We start from the raw sequence: 17,546 nt of genomic DNA, 5'->3' as shown, positions 1-17,546 counted from the left end.
CCCCGGAGGAGGCCCTGCGCGGCCGCCCCACTCCCGAATTCACCGTGCCCTCCCGTCACACGGTCCTCGGCAACCCGCTGACCGGCCCGTACCCGCAGGGCCTCGAGGTCGCCGACTTCGCGCTGGGCTGTTTCTGGGGCGCCGAGCGCAAGTTCTGGCAGACGGAGGGTGTCTGGACGACGCTCGTCGGCTACCAGGGCGGTTACACCGAGAACCCGTCCTACGACGAGACCTGCTCGGGCCTGACCGGCCACACGGAGGCGGTCCGCGTCGTCTTCGACCCGGCGGTCGTGAGCTACGCCGACCTGCTCAAGCTCTTCTGGGAGTCCCACAACCCGACCCAGGGCTTCCGCCAGGGCAACGACGTGGGCACGCAGTACCGCTCGGCGCTCTACACCCACTCCCCCGTGCAGGCGGAGGCCGCGGAGGCGTCCCGCGAGGCGTACCAGCAGGTGCTGACGGGCGCCGGCCTCGGCACGATCACCACGGAGATCCTCCCGGCCCAGGGCCGCACCTTCTGGCCGGCCGAGGGGTACCACCAGCAGTACCTGGACAAGAACCCCGACGGCTACTGCGGCATCGGCGGCACGGGCGCCACGCTGGAATCCCCCTCGGAGACGAACTGGGGCCGCGCCTGCCCGACGGGGATCGCCCCTGCGCCGACCGTCTCGGAGTGATCAGGCGGAGCCGGCCGTGTGGGGCGGCCGGCTCTCGTCGGTGGCCGAGGTGGCGTCGTCATGGGGAGAAGGGCGGCCGCCGTGATCAGCTTCCCCGCGGTGATCAGCACCCGGGCCGACACCTGGCGCAGCACCCGGCCATCAGCCCGCCGAGGATCGCGGAGACGACGTTGCCGAGCATCATGCGCGCGCCCGGCCTGCGGGGTGTCCAGCTGCTGCACCGTGCCGGGGCAGAGGCTCGGGAGGGTCGGGTCCTGCATGGACTCTGCTGTGCCACTCGATCATGGCGAAGGCGGCTCCGGCTCACGACGGCGGTCACGAGGGCGATGACGGGTGCGGAACGGGCTCGGCGCCGCCCTCGATCACGGTAACGGGTGGTGGTCGCGGAAGGATCAGGCTGCCAGTCGCACCTCGCCCAGCGAGGCCCGGACCGGAGACCGCCGGGAGGACGCGCTGTGGCGGGCGAGCTCCTGCTGGGCCAGGGACAGCACATCGCCCAGGCCGAGTCCGAGTGACCGGGCCGCTGCAGCGAGCACCTCGGACGACGCCTCCTTGCGGCCGCGCTCGACCTCGGAGAGGTACGGCACGGAGATCCGGGCGGCCTCGGCCACGTCCTTGAGCGTCCGCTGCTGGGCGACGCGCTCGCGGCGCAGGACGTCACCGACGATGTCGCGCCAGAGAGGCTCCCTGGGGGCGGGAACGGGGCGCAGAGGGATGACGCGGGCGCGGTTCGGCGTGTGGCTGCTCATCGCCCGAGCCTAGGAACGATCCGGCCGGCGCGGGAGGGAAAGGCTCTCCGCGCCGGGCGTATCTGCTGTCGGCAGAAGGGCGGTTGCCAAGGGGGCGGCTCCGCACAGCCCGGGGCTCGTCACCCCGGGCCGCGCGGCGCGGTACGGCGGAGTCAGATCAGGCCCTGGGCCAGCATCGCCTCCGCGACGATCTCGAAGCCCGCGATGTTCGCGCCCACCACGTAGTTGCCGGGGCTGCCGTACTTCTCGGCCGTCGTGTGGCAGGAGTCGTGGATGTGCCGCATGATCTGCGCGAGGCGCTCCTCCGTGTGGGCGAAGGTCCAGGAGTCCCGGGAGGCGTTCTGCTGCATCTCCAGGGCACTGGTGGCCACTCCGCCCGCGTTGGCCGCCTTGCCGGGGGCGAAGGCGATGCCCGCCTTCTGGAAGACGTGGACGGCCTCGGGGGTGGTGGGCATGTTGGCGCCCTCGGCGACCGCCTTCACCCCGTTGCGTACGAGGGCGAGCGCGTCGGCCTCGTGGAGTTCGTTCTGGGTGGCGCAGGGCAGGGCGACGTCCACGGGGACGCTCCACACGCCGGTGCCCTCGACGTACCGCACGTGCTCGCCGCGCCGCTCGGCGTATTCGGAGATCCGGCCGCGGCCCGTCTCCTTGATCTCCTTGAGCAGGTCGAGGTCGATGCCCTTCTCGTCCACGACGAAGCCGCCCGAGTCGGAGCAGGTCACCACGGTCGCGCCGAGCTGCTGGGCCTTCTCGATGGCGTAGATGGCCACGTTGCCGGAGCCGGACACAGCGATGCGCTGGCCGTCGAGGGACTCGCCGCGCACGCGCAGCATCTCGGCGGTGAACAGGACGCAGCCGTAGCCGGTCGCCTCCGTGCGCGCCTGGGCGCCGCCCCAGCCGAGGCCCTTCCCGGTGAGCACACCGGACTCGTAGCGGTTGGTGATCCGCTTGTACTGGCCGAAGAGGTAGCCGATCTCCCGGCCGCCGACGCCGATGTCACCGGCTGGTACGTCGGTGTACTCGCCCAGGTGGCGGTGGAGTTCGGTCATGAACGACTGGCAGAACCGCATGACCTCGGCGTCCGACCGGCCCTTGGGGTCGAAGTCCGCGCCGCCCTTGCCGCCGCCGATCGGCATCCCGGTGAGGGCGTTCTTGAAGATCTGCTCGAAGCCGAGGAACTTCACGATGCCGAGGTTGACGGAGGGGTGGAAGCGCAGTCCGCCCTTGTACGGGCCGAGCGCGCTGGAGAACTCGACGCGGAAGCCGCGGTTGACGTGGATGCCGCCGGCGTCGTCCGACCACGGCACCCGGAAGATGAGCTGCCGCTCGGGCTCGCAGATCCGCTCGATGATGCGGGCGTCGACGAACTCCGGGCGCTGTGCCAGCACGGGGCCCAGGGTTTCGAGGACCTCGCGCACCGCCTGGTGGAATTCGCCCTCGCCCTGGTTGCGCCGCAGGATCTCCGCGTAGAGCGGCTCGATGACGCGGTTCTCGGCGGTGCGCGGGGTGAGGGAGTCGGAACTGGCCGGCATCTGATCAAGACCTTCCGTGGGTGGGATCGTGCGCTTCGGCGCTCCCTGTCCCCGGAGGCGCCACCGGCCCGTGGGGGCCGTTGCACCCGGCAAGTCTCGCAGCGCGGCCCCGCCCTGCCCGGGCGACATCCACATAGTGGCCGTGGTTGTTCATCCCCGGGACTGGCCCTTGTGGCCCGTCCACCCGCGCGCTGCGGGGCGCAGCGGCCTCGGTGCGCCGGTGTCGCGGAGCCGTACGGGTGGCGAACCTCACAGCCGGAGGAAGGGTGGCTGTGAGGTTCGTGCCGCCGTGGATCAGGCCGCCGCGTTCTCCGTCACGGTGACCTTGCCCTTGCGGATGGTCGCCACCCGGGGCGCCTTGCGGGCGAGGGAGCTGTCATGGGTGACCATCACGAAGGTCAGCCCGTGTTCCTTCCACAGCCCGTCGAGCAGGTCCATGATCTCGTCGCGCATGGACTCGTCGAGGTTGCCGGTCGGTTCGTCGGCGAGCAGCACCTTCGGCCGCTTCACCAGCGCCCGGGCGATCGCGACGCGCTGCTGCTGGCCGCCGGACATCTCGCTCGGCAGATGGTTGGGACGGTCGCCGAGGCCCACCGACTCCAGTTCTTCGGCGGCGCGTTCGCGGCGGTTCCTCGCGCCCAGACCGAGGGGGACGAGCGCGGTCTCGACGTTCTCCTGGGCGGTGAGCGTCGGGATCAGGTTGAAGCTCTGGAAGACGAAGCCGATGGACTCGGCCCGGACCTTGGTGAGCCGGGACTCGGGGAGCCTGGCCAGGTCGACACCGTCGAGCTCGATGGTGCCGGCGGTGGGCCGGTCGAGCCCGCCGAGCATCTGCAGGAGCGTGGACTTGCCCCCGCCGGTCGGCCCCTGGATGACGAGCCTGCCGCCGTCCTCGATGGTCAGATCGACACCGGCGAGCGCGTCGACGGGGTTCTTGCCGCGCATGTAGCGCTTGGTGACGCCCTTGAGCTGGTACACGTGTGAACTCCTGCGTTACGTACGGAATGGGGAGGGCGGGGGCGGTGCTACGCGACGCGCCGCAGCGCGTCGGCCGGCCGCAGCCGGGAGGCCCGCCAGCCGCCGAAGGCTCCCGCGATGAGCCCTCCCGCCACGGCCAGGGCGACGGCGCCGAGGACCGTGCTGAGGGAGACCGGTGCGGTCAGGGCGATGTCGAGGGTCCTGGACGCGGTCTGGCGGCCGCCTCCGCCGCCCATCGGGCCGCCGCCCGTGCCGCCGCCCGTGGAGCCGAGCTGGGCGGTGAGGGTGGGGCTGATGGCGGTCACGACGTACGCGCCGGCGAGGCCGGCGGCGATCCCGAGGACACCGCCCATCAGGCCGTTGACGAGCGCTTCGCCGATGACCTGCCGGGTGACGCGCCCGCTCTTCCAGCCGAGGGCCTTGAGCGTGCCGAACTCCCGCACACGGCGGCTGACCGCGGAGGAGGTCAGCAGACCCGCGACGAGGAACGCGGCGACGAGGACCGCGGCGGAGAGCCACTTGCCGACGCCTGCGGCCAGGTCGGAGGCGGTGGAGAGAGAACCGGACACCGTGTCGGCGAGGTCGGCGGAAGTGGTGACCGTCGTACCGGGGATGTTCTTCTGGATGGCGGCCTTGACGGTGTCGATCTGCTGGGAGCCGGCGGCCTTGACGTAGACCGTGGTGACCTTGTCCTTGGAGTCGGCGACGGTCTGCGCCTGCTTCAGCGGGATGTAGACGTTGGCGGCGGCGTCGCCGCTGTCCGCCGTGGAGACGCCCACGACCGTGTACTCGGTGCCGGAGACGGTGACGGTCCTGCCGACCGCGAGTTCCTTCTCCTTGGCGTAGGCGGAGTCGACGACCGCGACCTCGGCGTCGGTCTCGGTGGCCTTGAACGTACGCCCCTTGGTGATCTGGGAGGAGGTCAGCGGGCCGAGGTCCTGCTGGGTGACGTCGGTGCCGTACACGGTGAAGGAGTTGACGTCGAAGGATGCTCCGCCGCCCTGGACCTCACCCTGCGGCTGCCCGCCGCCGCCCTGGCCGCCGCCGGGTCCGCCCTGGCCGGCGCTCTCGTCCTGCTTGAACTCGCCGCGCTTGAACTGGCCGTCGACCTTCATGACCGTCAGGCTCAGCCCGCCGACGGCGTCGGCGACACCGGCCTGCTCGCCGACCTTGCCGACGGTGCTGGAGGCCAGCGTCTGGAAGCCCTGGACCATGACCCGGTCGGTGCTCTGGGTCGCGTCCTCGTCCTCCTTCGCGTCGAATTCGAACCGGGGGCGCTGGGTGCCGCCCGCGCCCTGGGCGGCTGCGGCCTTGGTCACCGTCATGTCCGTGCCCAGGCCGTACAGCGATTCTAGGACCTTGTCCTGGGCCTTGCTCATGCCCGAGGAGACCGAAGTGACGATGATGACGAGCGCGATGCCGAGGGCGAGCCCGGAGGCGACGACGAGCGCCGCCTTTCTGCGGCGGCGCAGCTCGCGCCGGAGGTAGGTGAAGAACATGGCGCGAAGATATGGAGCGGGCGTGATGGGGAGTTAAGTCTCCGATGAGAGCGGGATGAGAACCCTGCCGGCGCGCTCACGCCGAAGGCGGCGGCGCCCGGAGGAATCCGGGTGCCGCCGCCTTCGGAACGGAAAGAGCGCGGTGAGGGGGGATCAGGCGGCGGTGTCCGCCGTCCACTCCGACCAGCTCATGTTCCAGCCGTTGAGACCGTTGTCGGGGGCGATGCTCTTGTCCGGGGAGTTCTTGACGATGACCACGTCGCCGATCATGGAGTTGTTGTAGAACCAGGCACCGGCCACATCCGGGTCGTCGGCGCCCTTCGTGTCGGACAGGCCGATGCACCCGTGGCTGGTGTTCGCGCTGCCGAAGATCGACTTGGCGCCCCAGTAGTTGCCGTGGATGAAGGTGCCCGACGTGGACAGCCGCATGGCGTGCGGCACGTCCTTGATGTCGTACTCACCCTTGCCGTCGTCGTCCGTGAAGCCGACCGTCGAACCGTCCATGCGGGTCTCCTTGAACTTCTCGGAGATCACCATCTGGCCGTTGTACGTCGGGTTCTCGGAGGAACCGGCCGAGATCGGGATGGTCTTGACCGTCTTGCCGTCCCGGGTGACGGTCATGGTCTTCGCCTTGGCGTCCACGGTCGAGACCTGGTTGCGGCCGACCTTGAAGGTGACCGTCTTCTGCTGCACGCCGACGACGCCGTCGGCGCCCTCGACGCCGTCCAGGGCCAGCTTCAGCGTGACGGTGGAGCCGCCCTGCCAGTAGTCCTCGGGGCGCAGGTCGAGGCGCTGGTTGTTGAACCAGTGGCCGACGACTTCCTGGCCGCTGCTCGACGTCACCTCGATGCCGTCCTGGACGGCCTTCTTGTTGGTGATCGCCTTGTTGAAGTTGATCGAGACCGGCATGCCGACGCCGACGGTGGAACCGTCCTCGGGCGTGAAGTTCCCGATGAAGCTGTTCTCGGGGGAGACCGTGGTGAAGGAGCTGTTGGCGTGCGCCTCACGGTCCTTGGAGTCGGCCGCCGTGGCGCTGATCCTGTACTTCGTCGAGCGCTCGAGCTGGCCGCTGGGCTTCCAGCTGGAACCGTCGGCCGCGAGGGTGCCCTCGACGGCGTCGCCCTCCGCCGTGGTCATGGTGACCTCGGTCAGCTTGCCCTTGGCGACGGTGACCATCGCGGAGCTGTTGATGCTCGCGTTGGTCGCCCCGTTCTTCGGCGCGATCGTTATCTGAGCTTCGGAGGTGTCCTTCGCGGCCGCCTCGTCCACCTGGGCCTGTGACGTCTTCGAGCTGTCGGCACTCGCGCCGGGTGCACTGCCGCCGTCGTCGCTGCACGCCGAAAGCACCAGCACGCCGCCGAGCAGTGCGGACGCGGCCATGAGGCCCTTGCGCCGCTTGCTGTCCGTCATCACACGCTTCTCCATCGTTGCCGATTCCCCAAGATCCCCGGACAGGGTCGCCCGACGGCGATTCCCCGTCAATGTTCCAAGAACACCGCGACCGGGTCTTCCGTTCCACATCCGCCGGAGATGTGGGGAACACCACTCATCGACGCACCCGGTGCCGCGGCGGTTCCCGCCACCTTCAAGGAGTGCCTCGCGGGCGTCAGCGTTCCGTGTTCCCGCCGCCTTCTTCGTCGTCCGTGTCATTGTCCTCGATCCCGTAGTACGCCTCGTCCCCGTCCTCTCCGGCGGTCCAGTCCTCGGCGTCGGGGTCGTAGTCGATCGTCTCGCTGCTCCAGGAGGCCTGGGCCAGCTCGACGCCGGGCACCTGGCTGACCAGATCGAACGGGTCGATCAGCGAGGCGAGGGCTTCCGCTGCGTCTTCCCTGACCCCGTCCTCGGCATGCGTGCGTTCCTCGGCGGACTCGTCGGCGGAGGGGCCGGATGCGGTGAAGTCGGCGGCGATGCTCTCCAGCGCCGTTCCGGTCAGGGCGTCCGCGTCGCTGATCTCCAGCACCATCTCCACGCGAAGCCGAACAAATGAGGGTGTCTCCGAAGTGCTCATACGCCGGAGCGTAAGGCCCCCTGGACCTGTGGCTTTCCTCCGACCCGCTCCAATGCTTAGCATCGGCCCACGGGGCTGACCGATGGTTGTCGCAAGGGGATCAATTCTGTGTCCATGGCTCGTCGCACGCTGCTGACCACGACAGCGGCAGGCACCCTGCTCTGTGCTCTCTGGTTCGTCCCGTCCGCCAACGCGAACGACGAAACAGGCGCCCGGAGCGTTTCCGCCGACTCGTCCGCCGGTTCCTCCACCGGCATCCGACAGGCCTCCGCCACGGGGGAGTTCACCTCCGGGGAGAGGCTCGCCGACACCGGTGCGGGCGTCGACACGACTCCCTACCTCATCGGCGGCGCGGCCTCACTGTGTGTCGGGGCGGGTTTCGTCGCGTACTCGGTACGCCGGGGCGGCACCCAGGTCCACGGCTTCTGACGCGCCCGGAGGGCTGCCGCACCCGGGTGCGGCAGCCCTCCGGTGCGTACGGGCTCAGTCCAGCGGGCCGGTCACCGTCTCCACGGCGTCGACCAGCTTCCCCTCCCGTACGAAGGCGTCGGCGGCGGCCAGGTCGGGGGCGAGGAAGCGGTCCGGGCCCGGCCCCTGGACCCCGGCGGCCCGCAGCGCCCCGATGACGGCCTGCGCGGCGGGCCCGGGGATGAGCCCCTCGGCGGCGCGCAGTTCGACGGCCCGGGTGGCGGCGTACAGCTCGACGGCCACGATCCGCGCGAGGCCGGCGACGGCGGTGCGGAGCTTCCGCGCGGCCGACCAGCCCATGGAGACGTGGTCCTCCTGCATGCCGGAGGACGGGATCGAGTCGACGGAGGCCGGTACCGCGAGCCGCTTCAGCTCGCTGACCAGGGCGGCCTGCGTGTACTGGGCGATCATCAGCCCGGAGTCGACGCCGGCGTCCTCGGCGAGGAACGGCGGCAGGCCGTGCGAGCGGTTCTTGTCCAGCAGGCGGTCCGTGCGGCGCTCGGTGATCGACCCGAGGTCGGCGGCGGCGATCGCCAGGAAGTCGAGGACGTACGCGACGGGGGCGCCGTGGAAGTTGCCGTTGGACTCCACCCGTCCCTCCCCGGGCAGGACGACGGGGTTGTCGACCGCCGAGGCCAGTTCGCGGTCGGCGACGAGCCGTCCGTGCGCGAGGGTGTCGCGCCCGGCGCCGTTGACCTGGGGTGCGCAGCGCACGGAGTAGGCGTCCTGGACCCGGGGGGCGGCGTCCTGGTGGTGGCCGGTGAGGCCTGATCCGGCGAGGACCCGCAGCATGTTGGCGGCGGAGACGCCCTGGCCGGGGTGCGGGCGGATGGCGTGCAGCTCCGGGGCGAGGACCCGGTCCGTGCCGAGGAGCGCCTCCAGGGAGAGAGCGGCGGTCACGTCCGCCGCGGTGTAGAGGTCCTTCAGGTCCGCGAGGGCCATCACGAGCATGCCCAGCATCCCGTCGGTGCCGTTGAGGAGGGCGAGGCCCTCCTTCTCGCGCAGCTCGACGGGGGTGATGCCGTGCGCCGCGAGGAGTTCGCCGGCCGGCCGCACGGTGCCGTCGGGGCCTTCCGCCTCGCCCTCGCCCATCAGGGTCAGGGCGCAGTGCGAGAGCGGGGCGAGGTCGCCGGAGCAGCCGAGCGAGCCGTACTCGTGGACGACGGGGGTGATGCCCGCGTTGAGCACGTCGGCGATGGTCTGCGCGACCTCGGGGCGTACGCCGGTGTGGCCGGAGGCCAGCGTCTTCAGCCGCAGGAACATCAGTGCGCGGACGACCTCGCGCTCGATGTGCGGGCCCATGCCCGCCGCGTGCGAGCGCACGATGTTGCGCTGCAGCTGCGCCCGGAGGTCCGGGCTGATGTGCCGGCCGGCCAGGGCGCCGAAGCCGGTGGAGACGCCGTAGACCGGCTCGGGCTTGGCGGCGAGCGCGTCGACGATCCGGCGTGCGGCGGAGAGCGCCTCGACGGCTGCCTCGGAGAGCTCGACCCGGGCGTCCTTACGGGCCACGGCGATGACGTCCTCGGCGGTGGTACCGGACGTCCCCACCACGACTGTATGCATATCCATATTCAGAAGCCTACGGACTGAAACCCGCCATGTCACCAGTGGTCGCGTGGTTGACCCCTTACCGGTCGCCACCGGGGGGATTGCCGCGCAGTCCGCGTCGGTCGTGCGGCGACCTGGGCGGGGAGTCGGCCAGCCGGATCACGTCTCCGTCGCGCCCCGCGACCACCGGCCGCCGGGAGTGCGCGGCCTTCGCCTGGTACTGGGCGGCGTCCGCCAGCCGGAAGAGCCGGCGTGCGGACGGGACCGGGCCGATGTCGTCACCCGTGGACGCGACCCCGCAGGCGACTCCGTCGCCGAACTCGAGGGCGACGGCCCGAGCGCAGAGCTCCTCCGACACCCGGACGACGTCGTCCGCGTCGGGTCCGACGGCCAGCAGGCAGAACTCGTCCCCGCCCAGGCGGGCGCACAGCGCGCCGGGGAGCATCGCACCGCAGAGCGAGAGGGCGGAGCCGAAACGTTCCAGCAGCCGGTCGCCCACCGCATGGCCATGCGTGTCGTTGACCGCTTTGAGGCCGTTCAGATCGCAGACGACCAGGCTGACCACGGCACCCTCGGCGCGGTGCCGCTCCAGCGCTGCGTCGAGGTGGAGGTCGACGGCCCTGCGGTTGGCGAGGCCGGTCAGCGGGTCGGTGAAGGCCAGCTTGCGGACCTCCTCGAGCCGCTCGGTCTGCGCGATGCCCGCCGCGACGACGGCGGCCAGCACGGTCGCGAAGTCCGCGTCGTCCCGGTCGAAGACGGGCACCCCGGCCGGGCGGGCCACGTACAGCTCCCCCCAGGCCCGCCCGTGCAGCACGATCGGGGCCACCACACAGCAGCCCCGCCCGCGCCGGCGCAGCGCCGCCACCCGCTGGTGGCAGTAGGGACGGGCGCCCCGGGCCGGCGCACCGGCGCCCGGGGCACCGCCGGCGGTCTCCACCCAGGCGTCGGGCTCCCCGCCGCCCGCCCAGCGCTCGTGCAGGAACTCGGTGATCTCCGGGAACTGGTGCACGGGGTAGGCCTCGCACTCGGGGAACTCGTCCTCCCCCTCGGCCCGCTCCCCCGCGTTCACCAGCACGCGCAGCCTGCCCTGCTCCCGCTCCCACACGGAGAGTGCGGCGAAACTGCCGCCCAGCGCCTCGCACGCCCCCACCGCCGCGGCACGCCAGGACTCGTGCGGGGTGTAGGCCGCCGCCATCGTCTGCGCCAGCGCAACCACGGCGCGCAGCCGCGCATCATCACAGCCCATCGCCCCAGCTTAGGGACATTTGTGCTGATTTGATCAGTTGACGGCGCTGATGATCTTCAGATCTCCCCCGGCCCGCCCACCGCCCCACGTCTCGCCGACCGGGGGAATCGCCCCCGGCTCACTCGCCGGGCCAGCTGGGCTTCCGCTTCTCGTTGAACGCGGCGACGCCCTCGGCCCGGTCCCCCGAGAAGGCCACGGACCGCCAGGCGGCGTCCTCCACCTCGAGCCCGGCCCGCAGGTCCAGCCCCTGCCCCAGCCGCAGTGCGCGCTTGGCGGCCCGGAGGCCCACCGGAGAGTTCGCCGCGATCCGGCCGCCGAGGGCCAGCGCCTCCTCCCGGTCCCGGCCCGCGTCGACCAGCTCGTCGACCAGACCCAGCTCGCGCGCCTCGGCCGCCTCCACCCGCCGTGCGGTGAAGACCAGCTCGGCGGCACGCGCCGCGCCGACCCGGCGGGGCAGCAGCTGCGTACCGCCGCCGCCCGGGATGACGCCGACGGACACCTCGGGCAGGCCGACCACGGCCGTGCGGTCGGCCACGATCACGTCGCAGGCGAGTGCGAGCTCGAAGCCGCCGCCGAGGGCGAAGCCGTGCACGGCCGCGACCACCGGCATCGGCAGCTCCAGGACACCGGTGTAGGCGGCCCGTGCGGTGGGCCGCTGCCGCACGAGCTCGGCGTCGGTGAAGGAGTTCCGCTCCTTGAGGTCCGCGCCCACGCAGAAGGCCCGCTCATGGCTGGAGGTGAGCACGGTCGCGCGCACCCCCTGGTCGGCGGCGAGCGCGGCACAGGCGTCGGCGATGGCGCGCGCCATCGCGGTGCTCACCGCGTTCATGGCCTTCGGCCGGTCGAGCACCAGCTCCGCGACGTGGTCCTGGCCCTCGTGCCGCCGTACGACGACGAATTCCCCGAACCTCTGCTCGGACGTGACACCCATGACTGCACCCCTCCGGTTAACGAGCGTTACCGGGATCCTAAGGGCTGTCCCGTCATCCCTGGTGGGTCGGCGCACGGCATCAGATGCGGTGCATCGCAAGGCTGAGGGGCGTTCGCATACTGGATGCATTCGGGCGTTCCGACAACGCAGCGAGGTGCCGTAGCTGTCGTCGTGCGCCCGCCGGGGATGACGGGACAGCCCTCAGGCGGCGGTCCGGCGCGGGTCCGCCGCGCGGGCGGATTCCCCCGCCCGCCCCGTCAGGACGCCGGCTTGCCCCGCCGCGCCAGCATCCACGGCTCGACCACGCCCAGCCCCCGCACCGGCCGCTGCCACATCGGCTGCAGCCCGAAGCGGTACGTCGGCAGCGGCGGCTTCTCGTCGGGGCGGCGGCCCTCCTTCTCCGCCAGCCGGGCCCGCTCGGCGACAGCCGCGGTCTCCTCGGCCTCGGATGCGGGTGCGTCACCGTTCCTGATCAGCTCCGCGGCGAAAGCGCCGTCGACCAGCACCGCGTCCTTCGGCGCTATCGACGTGAGCCGGCTGGCCAGGTTCACCGTCGTGCCGAACACATCGCCCATGCGCGTGGTGACCGTGCCGAAGGCCATGCCGACCCGCAGCGCGGGCATCGTCGTGTCCTGGGCCATCGCCTCGACCAGCCGGAGCGCTATCTCGCCCGCCGTACCCGCGTCGTCCGCGGCGAAGAGGACCTCGTCACCCAGCGTCTTGATGAGCCGCCCGCCGTGCGCGGCGACCAGGTCCGCCGAGGTCGTCTCGAAGGCCTCGACGAGCTCGCCGAGTTCCTCCTCCTCCAGCCGCCGGGTCAGCCGGGTGAAGCCGACGAGGTCGGCGAAGCCCACAGCGAGCCGCCGGTCGACCATCTCCTCGTCGTCCGCCGCCTGCACGACCCGGCCCGTGGCGGCCGCGAGCTGGCGCCGCCACACGTAGACCAGGAATTCCTGCAGCTCGGGCAGGAGCAGCTCGACCAGCGGATACGTGACCTCGGTGCGGGTCATGCCGGGCTCGGGGGGCTCGGTCAGCCCCTCCAGGAAGGAGTCGATCTGCCACTCCGCGAGCCGAGCGGTGGTCTGCCCGGTCGACCGCGCCACCTGGATCGCCATCGGCTCGCTGAGCAGCCCGGCCTCCACGAGACCCGCGAGGCGGCGCAGCGCCAGGACGTCGGCCTCGGTGAGCGCCTTGGCCTGCCCGATGTCGGCGAAGCCCATGGCCCGCCAGAACCGGGACGCCAGGTCCATGGAGACCCCGGCGGTCCTGGCCGCCTGGAACGGCGTGTAGCGGCGGTCGGCCCCCAGGATCAGGGCCTCCAGCCGGATGGCGAGCGGATCGTCCGTCGGTTCGGCCGTGTGGTCGACCTCGTGATGCGGTGTCGAGTGGACGGACGGTCCCGACGAGGGCTCCACGCCGTCGTCGGAGTTCGTGTCGTCGACGGTCACCGGCCGCCTCCTGCCCGTTCCCTGCGCACTGCCCTGCCGATCTGTCGCTGGATCGCCTCAACGATACGGCAGGTGTGCCGTGGCTCACGTCCCCGGTGGCGCCGTTCCGGTTCCGTCATACGTGACATCACCCGTACGTGCGGGAGCGCGGGATCAGGTGAGACCTCCCTCGTCCCCGCGCAGGTGAACGATGTCGCCGGCCGATACGGGCTCCTGGATCCCGTCGGCCGTGGCCAGCACCAGCCGCCCGTCGCCGTCGATCGCGACGGCCTCGCCGATGAGGGACCGGTCGCCGGGAAGTTCCGCCCGCACCGTCCGGTCCAGCGTGGCGCAGCCGGCCGCGTAGGCAGCCTGGAGCCCGCTGGCGGCGGCGTCCCCGTTCGCGTCGCGCCATTGCCCGTACCACTGCTCCAGTGAGCGCAGGACGGCCCTGAGCAAGGTCTCGCGGTCCGTGGAGACGGCTCCGGCGAGCGCCAGCGAGCCCGCGTGCGGGGTCGGCAGCTCGGCCTCGCGCAGCGACACGTTGAGGCCGATGCCGATGACCACGCCGTCCCCGGCCCGCTCGGCGAGGATGCCGCCGGTCTTGCGTTCCGTGCCGCCGATCGTCACAAGGAGGTCGTTGGGCCATTTCAGTGCCATGTCGACGCCGGCCGACTGCGCGAGGCCCGTGGCGGCCGCGACACCGGTCAGCAGCGGCAGCCATCCCCACCGTTCGGCGGGTACGCCGCCGGGGGTCAGGTGGACGGAGAGGAAGAGACCCGAGCGCGGCGGTGCCGTCCAGCTCCGGTCGAGCCGCCCGCGGCCCGCGGTCTGCTCCTCGGCGACCAGCACGACGCCCTCCGCCAGGCCGCCCGCGGCGGCCCGTGCCGCGAGGTCGGAGTTGGTGGATCCGGTCGCGTCCACGACGTCGAGCGAGGTCCACAGACCGTCGGGCCTCAGCAGCCCGCGGCGCAGCGCAGCGGCGTTCAGGGGCGGCCTGTCGAGGTCGGACCATCGGTTGTGCGGCGCATCGGGAGGTGTCATGCAACCCACATTAGGTGTGGCCAACGACGCACTGCCGAACCGTATCCGCGCCGATACGCTACGGGTCAGTAGCCAACACCAGCCGACGAGCAGGTAGCCGTCGAGCACGCATGGGTCCAGCACTTGTACTGGATGTTCCAGACGTCCCCGTGACCAGGCAGGGAGCCGCCACCCGATGTCCGAGCCGCAGAGCGACATCCACACCACCGCGGGCAAGATCGCGGACCTGCAGCACCGTATCGAAGAGGCCACACACGCAGGTTCCGCCCGTGCCGTCGAAAAGCAGCACGCAAAGGGCAAGTTGACCGCCCGCGAGCGGGTCGAGCTCCTCCTCGACGAAGGTTCGTTCGTGGAGCTCGACGAGTTCGCACGGCACCGGTCCACCAATTTCGGCATCGAGAAGAACCGCCCCTACGGGGACGGCGTCGTCACCGGTTACGGCACGGTCGACGGCCGTCCCGTCTGCGTGTACTCGCAGGACTTCACGATCTTCGGAGGCTCGCTCGGCGAGGTCTACGGCGAGAAGATCGTCAAGGTCATGGACTTCGCGATGAAGACCGGCTGCCCGGTCATCGGCATCAACGACGGGGGCGGTGCCCGCATCCAGGAGGGTGTGGCCGCGCTCGGGCTGTTCGCCGAGATCTTCCGCCGCAACGTGCACGCCTCGGGTGTCGTCCCGCAGATCTCCCTGATCGTCGGGCCGTGCGCGGGCGGCGCGGTCTACTCCCCCGCGATCACCGACTTCACGGTCATGGTCGACCAGACCTCGCACATGTTCATCACCGGGCCGGACGTCATCAAGACGGTCACCGGTGAGGACGTCGGCTTCGAGGAGCTGGGCGGCGCACGCACGCACAACACCACGTCCGGCGTGGCCCACCACATGGCGGGCGACGAGAAGGACGCCATCGAGTACGTCAAGTCCCTGCTGTCCTACCTCCCGTCGAACAACCTCTCCGAGGCGCCCGCCTTCCCGGAGGAGGCCGACCTGGGGACCACGGACGAGGACCGCGAACTCGACACCCTCATCCCGGACTCGGCGAACCAGCCGTACGACATGCACACGGCGATCGAGCACGTCCTCGACGACGGCGAGTTCCTGGAGACGCAGGCCCTGTTCGCGCCGAACATCATCACCGGCTTCGGGCGCGTCGAGGGCTACCCGGTCGGCATCGTCGCCAACCAGCCGATGCAGTTCGCCGGCTGCCTGGACATCGACGCGAGCGAGAAGGCCGCGCGCTTCGTCCGTACGTGTGACGCGTTCAACGTGCCGGTGCTGACCTTCGTCGACGTGCCCGGCTTCCTGCCCGGTGTCGACCAGGAGTACGGCGGGATCATCCGCCGCGGCGCCAAGCTGATCTACGCGTACGCGGAGGCGACCGTCCCGCTGATCACCGTGATCACGCGCAAGGCGTTCGGCGGCGCGTACGACGTCATGGGCTCCAAGCACCTGGGCGCCGACCTGAACCTGGCCTGGCCGACCGCACAGATCGCCGTGATGGGCGCGCAGGGCGCGGTGAACATCCTGCACCGGCGCACGATCGCCGCGGCCGATGACCAGGACGCCACCCGCGCCGCGCTGATGGCCGACTACGAGGACGCGCTCCTCAACCCGTACGTCGCGGCCGAGCGCGGTTACGTCGACGCCGTGATCATGCCGTCCGACACCCGGGCGCACCTCGTGAAGGGCCTGCGCCAGCTGCGTACGAAGCGAGAGTCGCTGCCGCCGAAGAAGCACGGCAACATCCCCCTCTAACCACGGGAGCCACCATGATCAAGGTCGTACGGGGCAATCCGACCCCGGAGGAGCTCGCCGCGGCCCTCGCCGTGGTCCGGGCGCGCGCGGCGGCGGTGGCCGCGGAGCCGTCAGGTGCTCCGCTGCCGCCCGAGCAGTGGTCGGACCCGGGCCGGATCGCCCGCCGGGGCGCCCTGCGGCCGGGGCCCCGCTCGTGGGCGCGGACGTACTGGCCCTCCTGAGTCGGGTCGTCGAGCGGCGCTTGAGTACGCGTACTCAGGCGCCGCAGCCGTGTCAGGAGCACCATCGGAACCATGCTGTGGTCCGACCCCGAGAACAAGCCGCCGAAGGAACTGCGCGACGCCCAGGAGATGATGCGCCGTGCGGGACTGCTGCTGGCGCTGGCCATGGTCGTGGCGATGTTCGTCCTGGGCACCCGTTGAGGTGACCGGGCGCGCCTACGATGGCGGGTATGACTGATCAGCGCCGACTCGTGCTCGCCTCCGCTTCCCCCGCCCGCCTCGGTCTCCTGCGCCAGGCGGGTTTCGCCCCCGAGGTGATCGTCAGCGGTGTGGACGAGACCGCGCTCACCGCTCAGTCCCCGGCTGAGCTGGCGCTCGTCCTGGCCGAGGCGAAGGCCACCGCTGTGGCCGCCCGCCCCGAGGCCGCGGGCGCGCTCGTCATCGGCTGCGACTCGGTGCTGGAGCTGGACGGCGAGGCGCTCGGCAAGCCCGCCGACAGCGAGGAGGCCATCGCCCGCTGGAAGTCCATGCGCGGCCGGTCGGGCATCCTGCAGACGGGGCACAGCGTCATCGACACCGCCACGGGCCGTACGGCGTCGGCGACCGCGTCCACCGTCGTCAGGTTCGGCGAGCCGACGGACGCCGAGGTGGCGGCCTACGTCGCTTCGGGTGAGCCGCTGCATGTCGCCGGGGCGTTCACCCTGGACGGCCGCTCGGCCCCGTTCGTCGATGCGATCGAGGGCAGCCACGGCAACGTCATCGGGCTCTCGCTGCCGCTGCTGCGCCGGCTGCTCGGCGAACTGGGCTTCTCCGTGACCGACTTGTGGGTCTGAGAGGCTCCGGCGTCACACCGGCGCCGGCGCCCCGTCCCCGGCGGCCTTCCCGGCCGCCGGGCCGGGCCGCTCGAACGCCACCAGGGTCAGCACGATCAGCGCCAGGACGACCATCAGGAACGCGAAGGCCGCCCAGCCGATCAGCCCCACCGCCAGGGCGCCCAGCACCCCGTGCACGACCGCGCACGCGATGAGGGAGATCCTGCCGAAGCGGCCCGGGGCCCGGTCGCGTATCGCGGCCAGCAGCGGTATCAGCCCGCAGGCCACCAGCAGGACCCCGGAGGCACCGCCCATCACCCACGTACCGGTGACCATGGCGTCCGGGTCCATCCCGGCCAGGGACATACTCTGGTTGTCCGCGACCGTCGCGAGGACGCCGTTGACGAGCACGATGCCCACGGCTTCCACGAACAGAACCATCGCGGTGACGAAGGCCACCGGTCTGCGCACCACTGCGCCACCCCCTGTTACCTGTAGTACGTGCTGTACAGCGCGGACCCTACTAACCGGTAATGCTTCGGACAAGAGGATGCGCACAGAGCACGCCGTCCCGTGGCCGAGGCAAAGATTCCCTCGGCCGTTCGTAGGGAGTCCACAAAGAAACGCCGCGCGCCGTTGACCGTCCGGAC

The 17,546-nt window shown here is 71.4% G+C and carries 18 protein-coding genes; 6 read left to right on the top strand and 12 right to left on the bottom strand.

Annotation, left to right across the window (positions count from 1 at the left end; all coding sequences use genetic code 11):
• The coding region (gene msrA, locus BFF76_RS00160) for a peptide-methionine (S)-S-oxide reductase MsrA (protein ID WP_065846613.1) at window positions 1-677 on the top strand (677 nt) is incomplete at its 5' end.
• Window positions 678-1,069: 392 nt separating this feature from the next.
• Here msrA and BFF76_RS00155 read toward each other — a convergent pair.
• The 6 genes from BFF76_RS00155 to BFF76_RS00130 form a co-directional block, all read right to left on the bottom strand.
• Window positions 1,070-1,426, bottom strand: a complete 357-nt coding sequence (locus tag BFF76_RS00155; protein WP_031092865.1) for a helix-turn-helix domain-containing protein — start codon at window positions 1,424-1,426, stop codon at window positions 1,070-1,072.
• Window positions 1,427-1,578: 152 nt separating this feature from the next.
• On the bottom strand, window positions 1,579-2,958 hold the full coding sequence (gene gdhA, locus BFF76_RS00150; protein ID WP_053930352.1) for an NADP-specific glutamate dehydrogenase: 1,380 nt from the start codon (window positions 2,956-2,958) through the stop codon (window positions 1,579-1,581).
• 294 nt (window positions 2,959-3,252) lie between these two features.
• A complete protein-coding gene (locus BFF76_RS00145) occupies window positions 3,253-3,936 on the bottom strand; it encodes an ABC transporter ATP-binding protein (RefSeq protein ID WP_065846611.1) in 684 nt (227 codons plus the stop codon).
• Window positions 3,937-3,983: 47 nt separating this feature from the next.
• Complete coding sequence (locus tag BFF76_RS00140; RefSeq protein WP_031092862.1) at window positions 3,984-5,435, bottom strand: ABC transporter permease; 1,452 nt, start codon at window positions 5,433-5,435, stop codon at window positions 3,984-3,986.
• Between the two features lie 153 nt (window positions 5,436-5,588).
• Complete coding sequence (locus BFF76_RS00135; RefSeq protein WP_031092861.1) at window positions 5,589-6,860, bottom strand: L,D-transpeptidase; 1,272 nt, start codon at window positions 6,858-6,860, stop codon at window positions 5,589-5,591.
• Between the two features lie 181 nt (window positions 6,861-7,041).
• Window positions 7,042-7,443, bottom strand: coding sequence for a hypothetical protein (locus BFF76_RS00130; protein ID WP_053930349.1), 402 nt, complete (start codon window positions 7,441-7,443; stop codon window positions 7,042-7,044).
• Between the two features lie 108 nt (window positions 7,444-7,551).
• On the opposite strand from BFF76_RS00130, the gene BFF76_RS00125 reads away from it, so the two are divergent.
• Window positions 7,552-7,872, top strand: coding sequence for a hypothetical protein (locus tag BFF76_RS00125; protein WP_031092859.1), 321 nt, complete (start codon window positions 7,552-7,554; stop codon window positions 7,870-7,872).
• Between the two features lie 54 nt (window positions 7,873-7,926).
• Here BFF76_RS00125 and hutH read toward each other — a convergent pair whose 3' ends face one another.
• From hutH to BFF76_RS00100, 5 genes are all read right to left on the bottom strand, one after another.
• Entirely contained in the window at window positions 7,927-9,480 is a 1,554-nt protein-coding gene (hutH, locus tag BFF76_RS00120; protein ID WP_079122280.1) for a histidine ammonia-lyase, read from the bottom strand.
• A 58-nt stretch (window positions 9,481-9,538) separates the two neighbouring features.
• On the bottom strand, window positions 9,539-10,705 hold the full coding sequence (locus BFF76_RS00115; protein ID WP_065846607.1) for a GGDEF domain-containing protein: 1,167 nt from the start codon (window positions 10,703-10,705) through the stop codon (window positions 9,539-9,541).
• Between the two features lie 118 nt (window positions 10,706-10,823).
• Window positions 10,824-11,636 carry an enoyl-CoA hydratase/isomerase family protein gene (locus BFF76_RS00110; protein ID WP_031092856.1) on the bottom strand — a complete coding sequence of 271 codons (813 nt, stop codon included), beginning with the start codon at window positions 11,634-11,636 and terminating at the stop codon, window positions 10,824-10,826.
• A gap of 257 nt (window positions 11,637-11,893) precedes the next feature.
• The gene (locus BFF76_RS00105) at window positions 11,894-13,084 is read right to left on the bottom strand and encodes an adenylate/guanylate cyclase domain-containing protein (RefSeq protein WP_053930346.1); all 1,191 of its coding nucleotides are present in this window, start codon (window positions 13,082-13,084) and stop codon (window positions 11,894-11,896) included.
• 153 nt (window positions 13,085-13,237) lie between these two features.
• On the bottom strand, window positions 13,238-14,107 hold the full coding sequence (locus tag BFF76_RS00100) for a biotin--[acetyl-CoA-carboxylase] ligase (protein WP_053930345.1): 870 nt from the start codon (window positions 14,105-14,107) through the stop codon (window positions 13,238-13,240).
• A 175-nt stretch (window positions 14,108-14,282) separates the two neighbouring features.
• Between BFF76_RS00100 and BFF76_RS00095 the strand changes: the two genes are divergently transcribed.
• From BFF76_RS00095 to BFF76_RS00085, 4 genes are all read left to right on the top strand, one after another.
• On the top strand, window positions 14,283-15,863 hold the full coding sequence (locus tag BFF76_RS00095; RefSeq protein WP_031092853.1) for an acyl-CoA carboxylase subunit beta: 1,581 nt from the start codon (window positions 14,283-14,285) through the stop codon (window positions 15,861-15,863).
• Between the two features lie 14 nt (window positions 15,864-15,877).
• Window positions 15,878-16,084, top strand: coding sequence for an acyl-CoA carboxylase epsilon subunit (locus BFF76_RS00090; protein ID WP_031092852.1), 207 nt, complete (start codon window positions 15,878-15,880; stop codon window positions 16,082-16,084).
• 72 nt (window positions 16,085-16,156) lie between these two features.
• Entirely contained in the window at window positions 16,157-16,285 is a 129-nt protein-coding gene (mmpB, locus tag BFF76_RS34355) for a morphogenic membrane protein MmpB (RefSeq protein ID WP_267882482.1), read from the top strand.
• A 20-nt stretch (window positions 16,286-16,305) separates the two neighbouring features.
• The gene (locus tag BFF76_RS00085) at window positions 16,306-16,917 is read left to right on the top strand and encodes a nucleoside triphosphate pyrophosphatase (RefSeq protein ID WP_065846601.1); all 612 of its coding nucleotides are present in this window, start codon (window positions 16,306-16,308) and stop codon (window positions 16,915-16,917) included.
• A gap of 12 nt (window positions 16,918-16,929) precedes the next feature.
• On the opposite strand, the gene BFF76_RS00080 is transcribed toward BFF76_RS00085, so the two are convergent.
• Window positions 16,930-17,370 carry a hypothetical protein gene (locus BFF76_RS00080; RefSeq protein WP_199831569.1) on the bottom strand — a complete coding sequence of 147 codons (441 nt, stop codon included), beginning with the start codon at window positions 17,368-17,370 and terminating at the stop codon, window positions 16,930-16,932.
• Between the last annotated feature and the right edge of the window lie 176 nt (window positions 17,371-17,546).

Source organism: Streptomyces mutomycini, assembly GCF_001700505.1.
In the GTDB taxonomy this organism is placed as follows: domain Bacteria; phylum Actinomycetota; class Actinomycetes; order Streptomycetales; family Streptomycetaceae; genus Streptomyces; species Streptomyces mutomycini.
The sequence above is the reverse complement of the archived record's forward strand: the minus strand, read 5'-3'. Positions and strand labels throughout refer to the sequence as shown.